General features: G+C 60.8%; 14 protein-coding genes. 8 read left to right on the top strand and 6 right to left on the bottom strand.

Annotation, left to right across the window (positions count from 1 at the left end; genetic code table 11):
* Positions 1-27 precede the first annotated feature (27 nt).
* The 5 genes from G5195_RS11550 to blrA form a co-directional block, all read right to left on the bottom strand.
* Positions 28-1,425: a DUF4832 domain-containing protein gene (locus G5195_RS11550; RefSeq protein WP_421236156.1), complete on the bottom strand. Its 1,398-nt coding sequence runs from the start codon at positions 1,423-1,425 to the stop codon at positions 28-30.
* A 134-nt stretch (positions 1,426-1,559) separates the two neighbouring features.
* On the bottom strand, positions 1,560-2,909 hold the full coding sequence (creD, locus tag G5195_RS11545; protein WP_421223513.1) for a cell envelope integrity protein CreD: 1,350 nt from the start codon (positions 2,907-2,909) through the stop codon (positions 1,560-1,562).
* Positions 2,910-3,029: 120 nt separating this feature from the next.
* Positions 3,030-3,824 carry an OXA-12 family class D beta-lactamase gene (gene blaOXA, locus G5195_RS11540; protein ID WP_263085054.1) on the bottom strand — a complete coding sequence of 265 codons (795 nt, stop codon included), beginning with the start codon at positions 3,822-3,824 and terminating at the stop codon, positions 3,030-3,032.
* An 83-nt stretch (positions 3,825-3,907) separates the two neighbouring features.
* Positions 3,908-5,329: a beta-lactam sensor histidine kinase BlrB gene (blrB, locus tag G5195_RS11535; protein ID WP_421223931.1), complete on the bottom strand. Its 1,422-nt coding sequence runs from the start codon at positions 5,327-5,329 to the stop codon at positions 3,908-3,910.
* A complete protein-coding gene (blrA, locus tag G5195_RS11530) occupies positions 5,326-6,000 on the bottom strand; it encodes a beta-lactam response regulator transcription factor BlrA (RefSeq protein WP_033138557.1) in 675 nt (224 codons plus the stop codon). Before blrA ends, blrB begins: the two co-directional genes overlap by 4 nt.
* 122 nt (positions 6,001-6,122) lie before the next feature.
* Between blrA and G5195_RS11525 the strand changes: the two genes are divergently transcribed.
* Together G5195_RS11525 and glmS are read left to right on the top strand one after the other, a co-directional pair.
* Complete coding sequence (locus G5195_RS11525; RefSeq protein WP_064335026.1) at positions 6,123-6,896, top strand: DeoR/GlpR family DNA-binding transcription regulator; 774 nt, start codon at positions 6,123-6,125, stop codon at positions 6,894-6,896.
* A 56-nt stretch (positions 6,897-6,952) separates the two neighbouring features.
* Entirely contained in the window at positions 6,953-8,785 is a 1,833-nt protein-coding gene (gene glmS / locus G5195_RS11520) for a glutamine--fructose-6-phosphate transaminase (isomerizing) (protein ID WP_216960043.1), read from the top strand.
* A 73-nt stretch (positions 8,786-8,858) separates the two neighbouring features.
* On the opposite strand, the gene G5195_RS11515 is transcribed toward glmS, so the two are convergent.
* A complete protein-coding gene (locus G5195_RS11515) occupies positions 8,859-9,635 on the bottom strand; it encodes a helix-turn-helix transcriptional regulator (RefSeq protein ID WP_216952456.1) in 777 nt (258 codons plus the stop codon).
* A gap of 210 nt (positions 9,636-9,845) precedes the next feature.
* Here G5195_RS11515 and G5195_RS11510 point away from each other — a divergent pair, with 210 nt between their 5' ends.
* Genes G5195_RS11510 through G5195_RS11485 form a run of 6 tightly spaced genes read left to right on the top strand, consistent with a single transcriptional unit; the run spans position 9,846 to position 14,673 of the window.
* Positions 9,846-10,607, top strand: coding sequence for a DUF3450 domain-containing protein (locus G5195_RS11510; protein WP_005339362.1), 762 nt, complete (start codon positions 9,846-9,848; stop codon positions 10,605-10,607).
* Entirely contained in the window at positions 10,604-11,908 is a 1,305-nt protein-coding gene (locus tag G5195_RS11505; protein WP_042082287.1) for a MotA/TolQ/ExbB proton channel family protein, read from the top strand. Before G5195_RS11510 ends, G5195_RS11505 begins: the two co-directional genes overlap by 4 nt.
* On the top strand, positions 11,905-12,435 hold the full coding sequence (locus G5195_RS11500; protein ID WP_005339367.1) for a MotA/TolQ/ExbB proton channel family protein: 531 nt from the start codon (positions 11,905-11,907) through the stop codon (positions 12,433-12,435). Before G5195_RS11505 ends, G5195_RS11500 begins: the two co-directional genes overlap by 4 nt.
* Entirely contained in the window at positions 12,432-12,833 is a 402-nt protein-coding gene (locus G5195_RS11495) for an ExbD/TolR family protein (RefSeq protein WP_005339369.1), read from the top strand. Before G5195_RS11500 ends, G5195_RS11495 begins: the two co-directional genes overlap by 4 nt.
* Positions 12,830-13,492: an energy transducer TonB gene (locus G5195_RS11490; protein ID WP_216979815.1), complete on the top strand. Its 663-nt coding sequence runs from the start codon at positions 12,830-12,832 to the stop codon at positions 13,490-13,492. The genes G5195_RS11495 and G5195_RS11490 overlap by 4 nt, the downstream gene beginning before the upstream one ends.
* A 2-nt stretch (positions 13,493-13,494) precedes the next feature.
* Positions 13,495-14,673 (top strand): hypothetical protein, encoded by a 1,179-nt coding sequence (locus G5195_RS11485; protein WP_421236155.1) that lies wholly within the window; start codon positions 13,495-13,497, stop codon positions 14,671-14,673.
* Positions 14,674-14,981 lie beyond the last annotated feature (308 nt).

Genomic DNA, 14,981 nt, shown 5'->3' with positions numbered 1-14,981 from the left:
GAGGGCTCCTGCGGGAGCCCTCTTGCGTTACTGGATGTCTATCTCGGCCAGACGATACCAGCCACTCTCTTCCAGACCGGCAATGCCGAGCTGCAGGGCGGGCTGCTTGTCCTGACCGATGAAGGCCAGCTCGAGATAGTAGTGACCGCGTGCCATCCGGCCCGGCAGGGTCAGGCTGTCGCGAGTGGTAGCCTTGCTGCCCGGGATCCAGCGGGTCATGTCGTTGCGGGTCACCAGCATGGCGCCGACCTGGCCTTCCTCGTTGACCAGCCGGTAAGTGAGCGGCCAGTTGCGATAGGCCGGCGCTACCCCGTCGTTGTGCCAGTCGCCGTTGAGGGTAAGGGTAGCCCCCGGCTTCATGGTTCCCTTTAGGGTCAGCTGGTCCAGCACGATGCGATAGCCCAGCTTGCGCAGGGCATTGTCGACGATGGGTCGATATTGGGGGGGAACCGGATCCGACTTGAGATTGATGGTGGAGGCGTGTTGGGCCAGCGCCCAGTCAAAGGTGGCCTTGACCTCCTCCATGGTGTACTGCTGCTGGCCTGGCCACTCGCTCAGCTTGCCGCACACCTCGAAACTGACCGGCGCCCGCTGCCAGCTGGAGTCGAAGTTCGCCACATCGGTGCGGGCGCTCGCCAGTCGTTCCGGGTAGGCGTTGCGCATGTGGCTCCAATTTTGGGAGAAGTGGTGCCAGTCGCCGAGGCAGTCTGCCCGCCAGCCAGCTCCCTTGCCCACGGCATACTCAAACATGGGCAGGTTGTTGATGAGCATCAGCTTGGGGGTTCGCGGAAAAGCGGCCATCTGCAGGTCAACATAGGGTTTGAGCTGCTCGCTGCTGTAGCGCTGTTCCAGCGTCGGGCCAGGGAAGTTGCTCATGTGCCACTCTCCCCATGAACCTATCATGCCGATGTCGACATGACTCAGCGCCGGGTTGCCATCGTAATGGGCACCCAGCGCCTGAAACAGCCGGGTGGCACGGGCGAGGAACTGCGGGTCGCTGTAGTCGGGCACAAAGGTCTGGTGGTTGTTCACCCACTCTCCCCGAATCCCCTTGTTGATAAGCCACTCCGGGATCTTGCTGCCCGAGAAGGGCTCATCAAGGGTCATGACCCTGAGGGCGATCGACTGTTTCGGGGTGGCGTGCTGTGCCTGATCGATGGCCCTGTCGATCAGGGCAAAGTTGTATTCGCCCTCCCGTGGTTCCAGCTCGCTCCAGTAGAAACGGAAGTAGTCGACCGTACTGACCGGGTGTTCGGCCAGAGAGAGGGGATGACCCCAGCTGTTGTGAAACTCTTCGATACCGACGCCGGGATTGTGCAAGAGGTCGTCGACCGGTTCGGGATGAATGGTGAGGGTACCGGCCAGAGTTCCCTGAGCCCATAGCAAGCCGGAATAGAGCAGGTTCCTGCCCGGATGCATTTTCATGTGATCGTCCGCCTGTGGAACATGGTTGCATGCTAGGAAATTGGCGGACAAAGGCCCAGCCGGTTCCGCTGTTTTCGAGAAGAACCGACTGAAGCCTTTGTTGTCTAGGTCAGAGATTGACGGAGGTTGTGCCCTCAGTCGTCATTGTCATGTCCGGCTGGGCGGGACTCGACACTCTGTTGCCCCATCACCTGATACCAGTCGAGCTTTCGGGTCAGCAGCATGATCAGCGCCAGGGTGGCGAACAGCAGCAGGGCGCCTAGCAGCAGAGCGATCTCTTCGGCCTGCAGCAGGCTGTAGAGAGTGGCATAGACCAGCCCGAGCAGCGCAGCAAAGCCGATCCCCTGCTTCGGGCCGCCCAGCACATGGCTGAGGTAGAAGCCGTTGAGCAGCACGCTGGCCAGCGCGGCCACCAGATAGGCCCAGCCAAAGCCGAGGTGTTCAGTCAGGGCCAGTAGCACCAGATAAAAGATGGCCAGCCCCATGCCCACCAGCGCGTACTGGATCGGGTGGACCCGCAGCCCCTTGAGCAGTTCGAACATGAAGAAGTTGATAAAGGTGAGACCGATGAAGAGCAGGGCATATTTGGCCGCCCGCTCGTTGAGCTGATAGTGATCCACCGGCTGCACCAGACTGACGCTGAAGGTGGAGAGATTGCTATCGCCCCCGTTCATCATCCGGTTGAAGCGGGTCTCCATGTCGCTGGCGAACCAGCTGGTTTGCCAGTTGGCCTCAAACCCTTGTGGGCTCAGGGTGCGACTGCCCGGCAGAAAGTCACCGATAAAGTTGGGGTGGGGCCAGTTGCCCGCCAGCTGCAGGGTGCTCTCCTTGCCCAGCGGGACTATGTCGAGGGCGTTCATCCCCTGTAGATTGAGCTCCAGATGGAAGGTGCCATCCTGCTGCGGCAGGCTGTCGATCGGGGCATGGATACCCGCGAGCGCATCACCGAGGCGGGCGCCGGGGGCAAACGGGATCCGCTGTGTGCCGAGTTGCAGTTCGGGGACGCTGTTGATACCGCGGGCATCGGAGAGTACCAGACTCAGGTAGGGTTTGCCTGCCACCAGCTCATCATCCCCGGCGAGCGGCGCGCTCTCTTGTAGTTGAGCTGCTGTCGGCAAACGGCCGGAGAGGGAGAGCCGGGTCTGATAGACCTGCGCCTGATAGATGCCGAGCTTGCGCGGGGTCACCTCCATGATGGCCTGCACGTCCAGCTGTTCCGGCAGCAGGTAGCGGTAGATCTGCTCCTGACGGACGAAGCGCTTGCCCTCCTGCTCGACCGTCACCGAACGGGTATAGGGCTGTACGATAATGGGCCCCATCAGTCGCTGCGGGCCGCTGCTGCTGGCCATGATGCTGTGAATGGCCTGACTGCGGTAAGCCTGACGCTCCCGGTTCAGCTCCATGATGGATTGCACCGGTACCATCAGCAGCAGGCTGAGCAACAGCAGCAGAAAGATCTTGTGGGTGAATATCTGTTTGACCATGACACGTCTCCTTGTTGGATGGAGTGAGTCTGCCGGCCGGACGTGAAGGGGGGATGGGCTTGTGTGAAGTGGTGGTGAAGGGGGATAAAAAAACCGGCATTGCGCCGGTTTCTGGAGGAATTACAGGGTCTTCAGCTTCCCGGGCAATGCGGCCAGCACCTCTTCTTTCGCCTTGAGGGAGGCGAACTGCTTGCCGGGCTTTTGCACCACGGTATGGACGAAGATCAGCTGTTTGCCCGGTTTGCTGGCCCAGCCGACGAACCAGCCAATCTGCTGATCGCGGTTGAGGCTGCCATCCAGCTTCTTCGGGTAGCCCATGCCGGTTTTGCCGTGGATCTGCCAGCCGTCGATCTCGCTCACCTTGAGGATATTGGCGGTGTACTGCAGGGTCTGCGCCGAGACCGGCAGCTTGCCGCTCAGCATCTTGCCGAGGAAGCGAGCCTGCTCCTCCGGACTGATGGCGAGGCTGGAGCTGAGCCAGGCCTGGGTCAGGCCGTCATGCTTGCCCGGATTGCCGGAGAGATCCCGGTTGCCGTAGTCGAAGCGGTCGACGTATTGCTGGAAGCGCTCCATCCCCAGCCATTCGGTGATCTGCTGGGAGAACCAGACCACCGAGTAGGTTTCCCAGCGGCGCGGGGTGGTGGTTTCACGCCAGGCGGGCAGCCAGCCGTCATAGCTCGGTTTGTAAGGCAGTGCCGGATGCTCTTCATCCACCAGATAGCCGCTGTCGTAACCCATCAGCGCGAGCGGGATCTTGAAGGTGGACGCGGGTGGCAGCTGGCTGGAGCAGTCCCCTTCGCTGGAGAGGGTCTGGCCGTTGCCGTCAGCATAGAGAAAGCAGCCGCTGGCGGCGGAGGCAGGCAGGGCTGCGAGCAAACTGGCAGCCAGCAGGCTGGAGAGAAGCAGGCGGGACATAGCATTTCCTTGAGCAAATGGATGAGAGAAAGCGGCAGTCTATAGCCGCTTTGTGTGGGGAGTGTGAAGTTGCAGGGCGGTGACTAGGTGAACGGCAGCCAGAGTTCCGCCAGCGCGCCCCCTTCCGGCCGGTTGCTCAGGGTCAGACGACCGCCATGCTGGTGGGCTACTTCATGGGCGAAGCTGAGCCCCAGACCGCTGCTCTTGCCCTTGTCCGGGCGCGGCAGGGAGTAGAAGCGCTCGAAGATGCGCGGCAGGGCGTAGTCGGGAATGCCGGGGCCGCAGTCGGTGACCCGAAAACAGTAGCCCTCCTCCTGCTGGCTGCCGCTTAGGGTGACCAGCCCGTTGGCGGGAGAGAAGTCGATGGCGTTGTCTAGCAGGTTGCCGATGGCCTGCTCCACCAGCAGTGGATCCCATTTCTGTTTCGGCGCGCTGGCCAGCTCGGCTACCAGTGCCACCTGACGGCGCTGGGCAATAATCTGGCGAGCATCGAGGGTGCGCTTGCCCAGTTTTGCCGGTTCCACCGACTGGCGATCTAGCCCCTGCCCCGACTCCAGCCGCGCCAGTTGCAGCATTCGCTCGATCAGCTGCTGCATGCGGGCGGTTTCCAGATTGATGTTGCCGATAAAGCGTTTGGCAACTTCGGGGGGCGGCGTTTCGGCCAAAATCTCCCCTGCCCCGCGAATGGCGGCCAGCGGGCTCTTCAGCTCGTGGGTCAGGCTGTGCACATAGGCTTCGATGTAGCTTTTGCCATCGAGCTGGTGGCGCATGGTCTCCAGCGAGCGGCCGAGCCGATCCAGCTCGACGGTGTGCAGCCGTGGCAGCGGTGCCACCTCCCCCTTGCTGACCGAGTCGGCGTAGTGCACCAGCTTGCCGATGGCGCGGTTGAGCCACCATACCAGCAGGCTGCCGATCAGCAGTGAGATGAGCAACATCTGGCCGCCGGCCCGCAGCAGCTCCTGTTCCCCCCGCTCGATGGCGGGCATCAGGGTGCGGTTGGGTTTGGCGACGGTGAGGGAGCCGATGATCTCGGCCCCTTCCCTCAGCGGTGCCGCCACATACATGGTCGAGCTGGCGGCATCGTCGGGATCGGTGCGGGTGCTGCGGGCGCCATACTGGCCACGCAGAGTGCGGTAGACATCGTTCCAGCGGGAATAATCCTTGCCCAGATCCGTGCCGTCGGAGTCGTAAATCACCATCCCCTTCTGGTCAGTGACATAGATGCGGTACTCCGCCTGCTGCTTGAGGTGGCCATCGATCATCGCATTGATGGGATTCTGGTTGAGGCGGGCGAAGGCGCTGGCCAACCGCCCGTTCATCATATTGCCCTCTTGCAGATCATCGAGGGCGAGCGGCGCCAGCAGCTGGGTCATGTCGACCAGAGTATCCTCGGTGGCGCTGCGCACCCCGGGTTTTATCTCCTCGACGAAGATCTCCAGTACAAACCAGGCGGCCAGCGCGAAGATCAGCAGCAGGCCGCACAGCAGTTGCAACCCGAGTCTCATGCCAGCTCCAGGCTGTAGCCCAGCCCGCGGTGGGTGAGGATCAGGTTGGCTTCTGGATCATGTTCGCGCAGCTTGGCGCGGATGGTCTTGATGTGGGTATCGACGGTGCGATCAAGACTCTCCTCCGCATCCTGCCACACCAGATCCATCAGCTGCTGGCGGGAGTAGACCCGCCCCGGCGCCTGCATCAGGGTCTTGAGCAGCAGATATTCGTAGCGGGTGAGGGCCAGCGGTTGGCCGCGAAAATGGATGCGGGCCCGTTCCTCATCCAGCACCAGCAGGGCGCTGGGCTGGGGGGCGACGGGCTGGCTGCGGCGCAGGATGACCCGCACCCGGGCACACACTTCCCGTGGCGAGAAGGGTTTGGCCACATAGTCGTCGGCACCGATCTCCAGCCCGATCAGCCGGTCTATCTCCTCGCTGCGGGCGGTGAGGAACATCAGGGGAATATCGGTCAGCGCTCTCACCTGCTTGCAGAGTTCGAAGCCGCTGATGTCGGGCAGCCCCACATCGAGGATCAGGAAGTCGGGTCGCGTCTGTTCCAGTCGTGTCAGCAACTGCTGGCCCAGCATGAACCACTCCACCTCGAACCCGTCGGTCTGCAGGGCGTAAATCAGGGTGTCGGCGATGCTGGCCTCATCCTCCACCAGCCAGATGACTCTCTTTTGCATGGCATCCTCGTCGCAAATTGGCACCCCATTCTGGCATCGAACCAAATCGGATCCTATTTGCTGTTTTATTTTTCCGAAAAAGGGGCTAATATTTCGATGTTCTTTCGAATCGAAACTTAAAAATGACCAAACGTAATACTCAACAACGCCGCCACACCATAGTGACCCTGGTACAAGAGCAGGGTGAAGTGAGCGTCGACGCCCTCGCCAAACACTTTTCTACCTCCGAAGTGACCATCCGTAAAGATCTGGCGGTACTGGAGACCGGCGGTCTGCTGCTGCGCCGTTATGGTGGTGCCGTTCCCTTGCCGAACGAGATGGTGGTCGAGGTCAACCCTGAACAAGTTTCGAACCGAAAGTTAGCCATTGCCCGTGCGGCGGCCGAGCGGCTGCGTGATCACAACCGCGTCATCATCGACAGCGGCAGCACCACCAGCGCCATGATCCCCATGCTGGGCAACAAGCGCGGCCTCATCGTGATGACCAACTCCCTCAATGTGGCCGGTGCCCTGCGCGAGCTGGAAAATGAGCCTACCCTGTTAATGACCGGTGGCACTTGGGACCCTCACTCCGAATCCTTCCAGGGGCAGGTGGCGGAACAGGTGCTGCGCTCCTACGACTTCGACCAGCTCTTTATCGGTGCCGACGGCATCGACCCGGAGCGTGGCACCACCACCTTCAACGAGCTGGTGGGCCTGTCGCGGGTTATGGCAGAGGTATCGCGGGAGGTCATTGTGATGGTCGAATCGGAAAAGATCGGCCGCAAGATCCCCAATCTCGAACTTCCCTGGTCGAGCATCCATACCCTGGTGACCGACGAGGGGCTGGCCAGCGAGGCCAGAGAACAGATTCAAGCCCAGGGGGTGACGCTTATCTGCGCCCCGGTCACTTGCTGACATCGAGCTCTGAACCATCCAACTGACTTTACGATTTGTATCTCAAGGAGAAGTGTATGTGTGGCATCGTCGGGGCTGTCGCCCAACGTGATGTGGCTGAAATTCTGGTAGAGGGCCTGCGCCGTCTGGAGTACCGCGGTTATGACTCAGCCGGTGTGGCCGTGTTCAGCGCCAACCAGCCGTTGCAGCGGGTTCGCCGTCTGGGCAAGGTGGCCGAGCTGGCCAAGGCGCTCGACGAGCAGTCCGTCCACGGCGGTACCGGCATCGCCCATACCCGCTGGGCCACTCACGGCGAGCCCTCCGAACGCAACGCCCACCCCCACGTCTCCGAGCATATCGTGGTGGTGCACAACGGCATCATCGAGAACCACGAAGAGCTGCGGGAAGAGTTGAAGGCGCTGGGCTATGTGTTCAGCTCCGACACCGATACCGAAGTGATTGCCCATCTGGTCCATCACGAGCTGAAGAGCGCCGGTAGCCTGCTGGCCGCCATGCAGACTGCGGTGAAGCAGCTGCGCGGAGCCTACGGTACCGTGGTGATGGACAGCCGCGACGACAGCCGCGTGGTGGTTGCCCGCTCCGGTTCACCGCTGGTGATCGGCCGCGGTATCGGCGAGAACTTTATCGCCTCCGACCAGATGGCGCTGCTGCCGGTGACCCGTCGTTTCATCTTCCTGGAAGAGGGTGATGTGGCCGAAGTGACCCGCCGTGACGTGCATATCTTCGATACCAACGGCAACGCCGTGGTGCGTGAAGAGCAGGAGTCCGAACTCTCCCACGATGCCGGTGACAAGGGTGAATACCGTCACTACATGCTCAAAGAGATCCACGAGCAACCCAAAGCGATCACCAACACCCTGGAAGGGCGTCTGGGCAGCGATCACGTGGTGGTCGAATCGTTCGGCAACGGCGCGCGCGCCATCTTTGACAAGGTCGAGCACGTGCAGATCGTTGCCTGCGGCACCTCCTATCACTCCGGCATGGTGGCTCGCTACTGGTTCGAAGAGATCGCCGGCGTCTCCTGCGATGTGGAGATTGCCTCCGAGTTCCGCTATCGCAAATCGGTAGTGCGTCCCAACAGCCTGCTGGTGACCCTCTCCCAGAGTGGCGAGACCGCCGATACCCTGGCGGCGCTGCGTCTGGCCAAGGAATCCGGCTACATGAGCTCGCTGGCTATCTGCAACGTGCCGGGCTCCTCGCTGGTGCGTGAATCGGATCTGGCCTTTATGACCCGCGCGGGGGCAGAGATTGGTGTGGCCTCCACCAAGGCGTTCACCACCCAGTTGGCTGGCCTGCTGATGCTGGTGGCCTCGGTCGGTCACTGCCGTGGCCACCTTAGCGCGTCCGCCGAGGCTGAACTGGTCAAGGCGCTGCAAGCCCTGCCGCTGCGTATTAAAGAGAGTCTGGCGCTGGCCAAGGATATCGAAACCCTGGCCGAAGAGTTTGCCGACAAGCAGCACAGCCTGTTCCTCGGCCGCGGCAGCCAGTACCCCATCGCCATGGAGGGGGCGCTCAAGCTCAAAGAGATCTCCTACATCCACGCCGAAGCCTACGCCGCTGGCGAGCTGAAGCACGGCCCGCTGGCGCTGATCGATGCCGAGATGCCCATCATTGTGGTGGCGCCGAACAACGATCTGCTGGAGAAGCTCAAGTCCAACGTGGAAGAGGTGCGCGCCCGTGGCGGTATCCTCTACGTGTTCGCCGATGCCGACACCGGCTTCAAGAGCGACGAGACCATGCGGGTCATGAACCTCAACCATGTGGAAGAGGTGATCGCCCCCATCGTCTATACCGTGCCGCTGCAGCTGCTCTCCTACCACGTCGCCCTGATCAAGGGCACTGACGTCGACCAGCCGCGCAACCTGGCAAAATCGGTGACTGTTGAGTAAGTCACTTTTGATCAGTCACTTTCTGAAATGAAAAAGAGCCGCTATTGCGGCTCTTTTTGTTTCGGCTGAGGGGTTACGACAGCCGCAGGTTGGTGATGGTGACCTCATCGAGGGAGGGCACTATGATGCCGCTGGTGATCCCCTTGGCGATGGCCTGGCTGCGGTTCTTCGAGTCGGTCTTGTTGGTCACCTGGGTCAGGTGAAAGTTGACCGTCCGCTCGCTGATGCCGAGGATAGTGGCGATCTCCCAGGAGGTTTTGCCCTCGCTGGCCCAGAACAGGCACTCCTTCTCCCGATCCGACAGTTCGGTCAGGTACTTCATCAGGTCAGGCCGGCTTTTGATCAGTTGCAGCGCGGAGTTGAAGATGTAGCTGGCGCAGAATGACAGCAAGGGAACGTTTTCAAACATCAGATCAGAGTTGGACTTCTCCTTGGTGATGAATGAGAGGATACCGTGCTCCCCCTGCGGGGTGTGGAGCGGGAAGGATACGCCGTTGCGCACCCCGAAATCGGCAGCCAGATTCATCACATCGCGGCTGGCGCTGGGCAGCCAGGGCGAGTCGCAGTCGAGTTTGTTCCAGAAGATAGGCTGGGTCTGTTTCAGCCCCAGATAGACCACCGGATCCTGGGTCAGATACTGGTTTTCGCTGTAGGCGTCAAACCAGCTGGTCGGACAGTTGTTGAACAGTGCCACGTGGGATTTCTGCATGCTGATGGGGAAAATAATCAACAGCCGGAAGTAATCAAAGCCCATTTGATGACTGAAGCGTTCCAGTTGTTGCTGGATATCGCTGGTTTTTGTTGCCTTGGTGAACTTGTCGATATGTTCCCAGATCGCATCGTTGAGCATGACTTTCTCCTTTTTCGATCTCTATCACACTGATCGAAAAGATTTTTTCTCGTTATTTATATTTGTGCGGTGGCTATTGGCGCCACTTATTCCGTGCGTGCTTAAAAATTATCCTGTTTTTGTGCATAAAGGCCAAGAAAATCCTCTCGTTGCCAGTCCGCCCTGCATTTGAGATAATGATAATAGTTATCATTAGTAAGATGTATTTCAATGAACAAATTATGGGGTGTGGCCCTGCTGCCACTGTCAGTCCACTTTGCTGCCATCGGGGATGAGCTGGTTGCTCCCGCCCTCAAGAACAGCATAGCTGCCGGGAAAGCCTCCCAGCAGCGGGTGGAAAAAGCCGCCGATGCCGCCGTTGCCGCACGACTGGAGCTGCAAAATGCCCAGCTGCAACTGCGTGACCTCGAAGCCTACAACCGCTACATGCAATCTCTGGTGGCCGATCAGCAAAATGAGCTGGGTAAATTGAGCCAGCAGCTGGAAGCGGTGCAAGAGACCCGTCAGGGCTTGATCCCGCTGATGTTGCAGATGCAGGCAGATCTGGAACAGCTGGTGCAAAATGACATTCCGCTGCGCAAGGAAGATCGGCTGGCGCGGGTTGAACAGTTGAAAGCGACCCTGGCTCGCGCAGACGTTAGCGAGGCAGAGAAATTCCGTCAGCTGCTGCAGGCCTATCAGATTGAAGCCGAGTACGGCAGCCGGATGGACAGCTATTCCGCCGAGCTGGAGCTGGATGGTGCTCCGCGTCGGGTCGATGTGCTGGCGCTGGGTCGGGTCTCCCTGCTGGCGATGACGGCCGATCGCAGTCAGGCATGGCGCTGGTCTGCCGAGTCTAAGCAGTGGCAAGCCCTCGATAGCCAGTGGCTCTCCCCCATCGCCGAGGCGATGGATGTGGCCGCCGACAAGAAAGTTCCCCAGTTGCTCAATGTCCCCCTCTCTGTCAGCCGCAGTCAGGAGGCCCAATCATGAGAGTCACCATGAAGTGGTTCCCCCTCCTTATTGCCCTCTCCTGCGGTACCAACGCCGCTGTCGCCGATGAGTGGCAGCAGCAGGAACAGGCTCGTGAACAGCAGGCTCAGCAAGATCTGGCGACCGTTGCCAAGGAGCTCGGCACTGCCCGCGCCAGACTGGCCGAGGCCCAGCGCCTGAGCAAGGAGCTGGCTGGCAAGTTCGCCAGCAACGAGAAGCAGCTGGTCGAGCTTAACGCCCAGTGGGAGCAAGCCTCCGGCGACATGAACGAGATCTTCGCGGTCACCCGTCAAGGCGCCAGCGATGCGGTCAAGCTGCTGAGTGAATCCGCCGTCGAGGGCCAGTACCCGGAGCGTCTCGCCCCGCTGAAAGCCATGGCACAGGATAAACAGGTGCCGGATCGTGCCGCTCTCGCCCTGCTGCCCGCCACGCTGCTGCAGGAGATCCGCGAATCTGGCCGGATTGCCCAGTTCAACGGCAAGGTGCTCGATGCCCAGGGGGCTGCCAGCGAGCAGTCGCTGACCCGGGTTGGCAGTTTTGCCCTGCTGGGGAGCGAAGGCTTCCTGCAACCGACCGCCGAAGGCTTGAGCCCGGTACTGGGTCTGCCCGGTAGCGTGCTCTCTGCCGTTGCGGCTTATCAGGGTCAGGAAGGGGAAGCGCTGCCGCTGGATCCTTCGCATGGCACTCTGCTGGCGATGCTGGCACAGGCGCCCACCTTCTGGCAGCAGGTACAACAAGGTGGTCAGGTCGGCGCCATTATCGTGCTGTTGGCCGCCATCGGTTTGGGTATCGCTGCGGTACGGCTGTGGAGCCTCTCCCGCGAACTGGGTCGGGTGCGCCGCCAGCTCAAGAGCGGCGAGTATCACGCCGACAACGCCCTCGGCAGGGTGCTGACGGTGGCAGACAAACACCCTGAGCTGAGCATGGAGACCCTCGAACTGCGTCTTGATGAGGCAATCCTGCAGGAGACTCCTCGCATGGAGCGCGGCATCGGCATGGTCAAGGTAATCGCGGCCATTGCCCCCATGCTGGGTCTGCTCGGTACCGTGACCGGGATGATCGGCACCTTCCAGGCCATCACCCAGTTTGGCACCGGCGATCCCAAGATCATGGCGGGCGGTATCTCCATGGCGCTGGTTACCACGGTACAGGGTCTGGTTGCGGCCATTCCGCTGATCTTGGCCCACAGCCTGCTGCAATCGCGCTTCACCGAGCTCTCCAATGTGCTGGAGCAGCAGGTAGCCGGCATTCTGGCCGAGCGCGCCGAGAGCAATAACGGCGGGATGGAGCGAGCAGCATGATGCTCGACATCTGGCAACAGCTGCAGAGTTTCATGGGCCGTGGCGGCCCTGTGCTCTGGGTCATTCTGGCCCTGCTGGTGCTGATGTGGATTTTGATGATCGAGCGGCTGCTCTACCTCAATCTGGGTTTTGGCCCCTTGCAGCAACAGCTGCTCGGCCGCTGGCAGGCCCGCAGCGAGCGCCACAGTTGGCACGCCCGGGCGATCCGCAGCCGCTGGCTGGCGCAGGCAGAGCTGGAACTGAACCGTCATCTGATCTTCATCCGCACCCTGGTGGTGCTCTGTCCCATGCTGGGGTTGCTGGGCACAGTGACCGGCATGATCGGCGTATTCGATGCGTTGGCTGCGGCCAACCGCTTTAACCCGGAGAGCATGGCGGGCGGGATCTCCCGCGCCACTATCCCCACCATGGCGGGCATGGTGGTGGCGCTCTCCGGCGTGTTGTTACTCAGTCGGCTCGAGAGTCAGGCCAAGCGTGCGCTGGCCAAGACCCGGGACGGCCTGCGAGAAGAGAAGGTAATGCAATGAGACGGCAATCCAAACGCCAGCGTGACGAAGTGCAGATCGACATGACTCCCATGCTGGATATCGTGTTCATCATGCTGATCTTCTTTATTGTCACCACCTCCTTCGTGCGCGAAGCCGGGCTCGAGGTGCACAGACCCCAGGCCAGTCAGGCCAAGGCGCAGAAATCCTCCAGCATCATGCTGGCGATCGGGGCTCAGGGTCAGATCTTCCTCGACCGCAAGCAGATCGATGTGGAGCGGGTACAGGCCACCATCGCCCGTCTGCTGGCGGAGCAGCCCGATGCCAGCCTGGTGATCCAGGCCGACGAGCGGGTACCCCATGGCAAGGTGGTGCGGGTGATGGATGAGGCCAAGGCGGCGGGTATCGCCAATATCGCCGTGGCGGTGGCGCCGAAATGAAATACAAGCTGATGAGCCTGGGGCTGGGGATTGCCCTCAGTCTGGGCATCCTGCTGTTTATTGCCACGCTGGTTGAACCGCTCCGGGGCGAGAAGGTGGCGAGCGAACAGAAGCCCATCGTCATCAATATGCAGAACGAGGTGACCGAGGTGCAGGTACGCGAGCGTCCAGTGCCGCAGGAGCCCGAGCCTCTGCCAGAGCCTCCCGCGGCATTGGCCTCGACACCGCTGCCGATGCCTGCCGCGGCCCCCTTGGCGGCCGTTGAGCCGAGTCTGGATCTGGTTTCCAGCCTCAGCGCGGTGCAGGTCTATGCCCCCGGAGTGGCGACCAGTACCGCACCGGTATTGAGTGGCAACTACCACGGCCAGCAGCAGGGAGCGGGTATCGGCGCAGGTGACATGCTGATGCCGCTGCAACGGATCGAGCCGGTCTACCCCTATCGTGCCCAGCAGTCAGGGATCGAAGGATTCGTCACCCTGCGCTTTAGCGTGAATGCCGAAGGTGGCGTGCAGGATGTGGAAGTGGTCGAGGCCAAGCCCAAGCGTCAGTTCGAGCGGGCGGCCATTCAGGCGATCAACAAGTGGCGCTATCAGCCGAGACCGGGCGCCACCGACAAGCTGGTGCAAGTCATCACGCTCAAATTCAAACTGGAGTCATAACTATGTTGCGGATCTGGATCTGTCTGCTGGCCCTGGTTGGCCAAGCCTGTCTGGCGATGGAGGTCAGCCCTCACTTCTCCCGTCAGCTTGAACCCGTGATGAGGCTCTATCAGTCTGGTCAGTGGCAACAGGCCCAGAGCAAGGCATCCGGCCTCAAGCCAAATAGCGATGCCGAGCGTGCCTGGCTGGCGCAGTTGCAAGCCTCGCTGGCGGCCAATCTGCAACAGACCGCCCAAGCGAGCCGCTACGTCGAACAGGCCCTTTCCTATAAAGAGTGGCCCGAGCAACAACAGCTTCAGCTGCTGCGACTGCGCGGCGATATTCAGGCCCAGCAATCCAACTGGTCTGGTGCCATCGCCAGCTACAAGGCGGCACTGGCGCTCAAGCAAGACGATGCACTGCGCCTGCGTCTGGCTGGCCTCTATTACCACAACAAACAGTACGGTGACGCCGCCAGCCAGAGCGAACAGTTGTTGAAGAAGGGTTGGCAGAAACAGGCCGCCATCATTCGTCTCTCCGCCCTCACCGCCCAGCAACGTTATGGCGTGGCGGCCGATCAGGCGGCCGAGCTGATCCGTCATGAGCCGACAGAGAGTAAGTGGTGGCAACAGGCGGTATCGCTCAACCTCTCCGCCAAACGTGGGGATCAGGCGTTGGCATTGCTGCAAACTGCCATCGACAGAAAACTGATAGATGATGCGTCTGCCCGCAATCAGCTGATCCGCCTCTATGCCTGGCAAGGGCTGCCTTATCGTGGTGCCCGTCTGCTGGAAGCGGCCATGGCCAAGGGACAGATGAAGCAAAGTGCTGAAAACCGCCAACTGCTTGCCCAATTGTGGGAAGGTGCCCGGGAGTGGTCACAAGCAGTTGATAGCTGGCAGCAGCTGGCCAGCCAACATGGTCAGTCCAAAGCCGCCATGCGCGCCGCCGAACTGCTGCTGCAACAGGGCAAGACTGATGCTGCCATGACCCAGCTCGCTGCCATCAAGTCGGTGAAGGGCGAGCAAGGCAATCGCGCCAAAGCGTTGCTGGTGCAGGCACACCTTAATAAGGAGCAGTATGCCCAGGCGCTGGAACTGGCCCGTGAGCTGCAGCAACAGGATAACTGGCAGCAGAAGGCAACCAGCTGGGTCAACTATATCCGGGCACAAAGCGAAGAATTGAGCAAAAAAGCGGCGTAAAAGAGATGCCAAGGGGTTGTTTTGGGGCGTTCAGTTCGCTTTTTCAGCAAACGAACGCATTTTTGCAAAAAGCCCTTGTCATCCCGGCGCGGCTCCCTATAATGCGCCCCTACCAGCACGGCGGAACACGCCAAGCTGATGAGCCAGCTTCCTAGCGAAGTGGGCGTCGAAAGAAAAGCGAAAACAATCGCTTGACTTTCGAAGTGAGGAGCGTAATATGCGCCTCCTCAGCGCGACAAGCGTGACGCTCTTTAACAATTTGAATCAAGCAATCTGTGTGGGCACTCACAGCATCGAGCATCAAAAAC

It is taken from the genome of Aeromonas sp. 601039, from assembly GCF_049174415.1.
GTDB classification, from domain to species: Bacteria; Pseudomonadota; Gammaproteobacteria; order Enterobacterales; family Aeromonadaceae; genus Aeromonas; species Aeromonas veronii_A.
Note: the sequence above shows the minus strand (reverse complement) of the source record. Positions and strands in the feature narration are given on the sequence as shown.

Bases quoted from the DNA above. Each gene is read 5' to 3' on its own strand.
- G5195_RS11550 (WP_421236156.1), bottom strand. From the start codon at position 1,425: ATGAAAATGCATCCGGGCAGGAACCTGCTCTATTCCGGCTTGCTATGG.
- creD (WP_421223513.1), bottom strand. From the start codon at position 2,909: ATGGTCAAACAGATATTCACCCACAAGATCTTTCTGCTGCTGTTGCTC.
- blaOXA (WP_263085054.1), bottom strand. From the start codon at position 3,824: ATGTCCCGCCTGCTTCTCTCCAGCCTGCTGGCTGCCAGTTTGCTCGCA.
- blrB (WP_421223931.1), bottom strand. From the start codon at position 5,329: ATGAGACTCGGGTTGCAACTGCTGTGCGGCCTGCTGCTGATCTTCGCG.
- blrA (WP_033138557.1), bottom strand. From the start codon at position 6,000: ATGCAAAAGAGAGTCATCTGGCTGGTGGAGGATGAGGCCAGCATCGCC.
- G5195_RS11525 (WP_064335026.1), top strand. From the start codon at position 6,123: ATGACCAAACGTAATACTCAACAACGCCGCCACACCATAGTGACCCTG.
- glmS (WP_216960043.1), top strand. From the start codon at position 6,953: ATGTGTGGCATCGTCGGGGCTGTCGCCCAACGTGATGTGGCTGAAATT.
- G5195_RS11515 (WP_216952456.1), bottom strand. From the start codon at position 9,635: ATGCTCAACGATGCGATCTGGGAACATATCGACAAGTTCACCAAGGCA.
- G5195_RS11510 (WP_005339362.1), top strand. From the start codon at position 9,846: ATGAACAAATTATGGGGTGTGGCCCTGCTGCCACTGTCAGTCCACTTT.
- G5195_RS11505 (WP_042082287.1), top strand. From the start codon at position 10,604: ATGAGAGTCACCATGAAGTGGTTCCCCCTCCTTATTGCCCTCTCCTGC.
- G5195_RS11500 (WP_005339367.1), top strand. From the start codon at position 11,905: ATGATGCTCGACATCTGGCAACAGCTGCAGAGTTTCATGGGCCGTGGC.
- G5195_RS11495 (WP_005339369.1), top strand. From the start codon at position 12,432: ATGAGACGGCAATCCAAACGCCAGCGTGACGAAGTGCAGATCGACATG.
- G5195_RS11490 (WP_216979815.1), top strand. From the start codon at position 12,830: ATGAAATACAAGCTGATGAGCCTGGGGCTGGGGATTGCCCTCAGTCTG.
- G5195_RS11485 (WP_421236155.1), top strand. From the start codon at position 13,495: ATGTTGCGGATCTGGATCTGTCTGCTGGCCCTGGTTGGCCAAGCCTGT.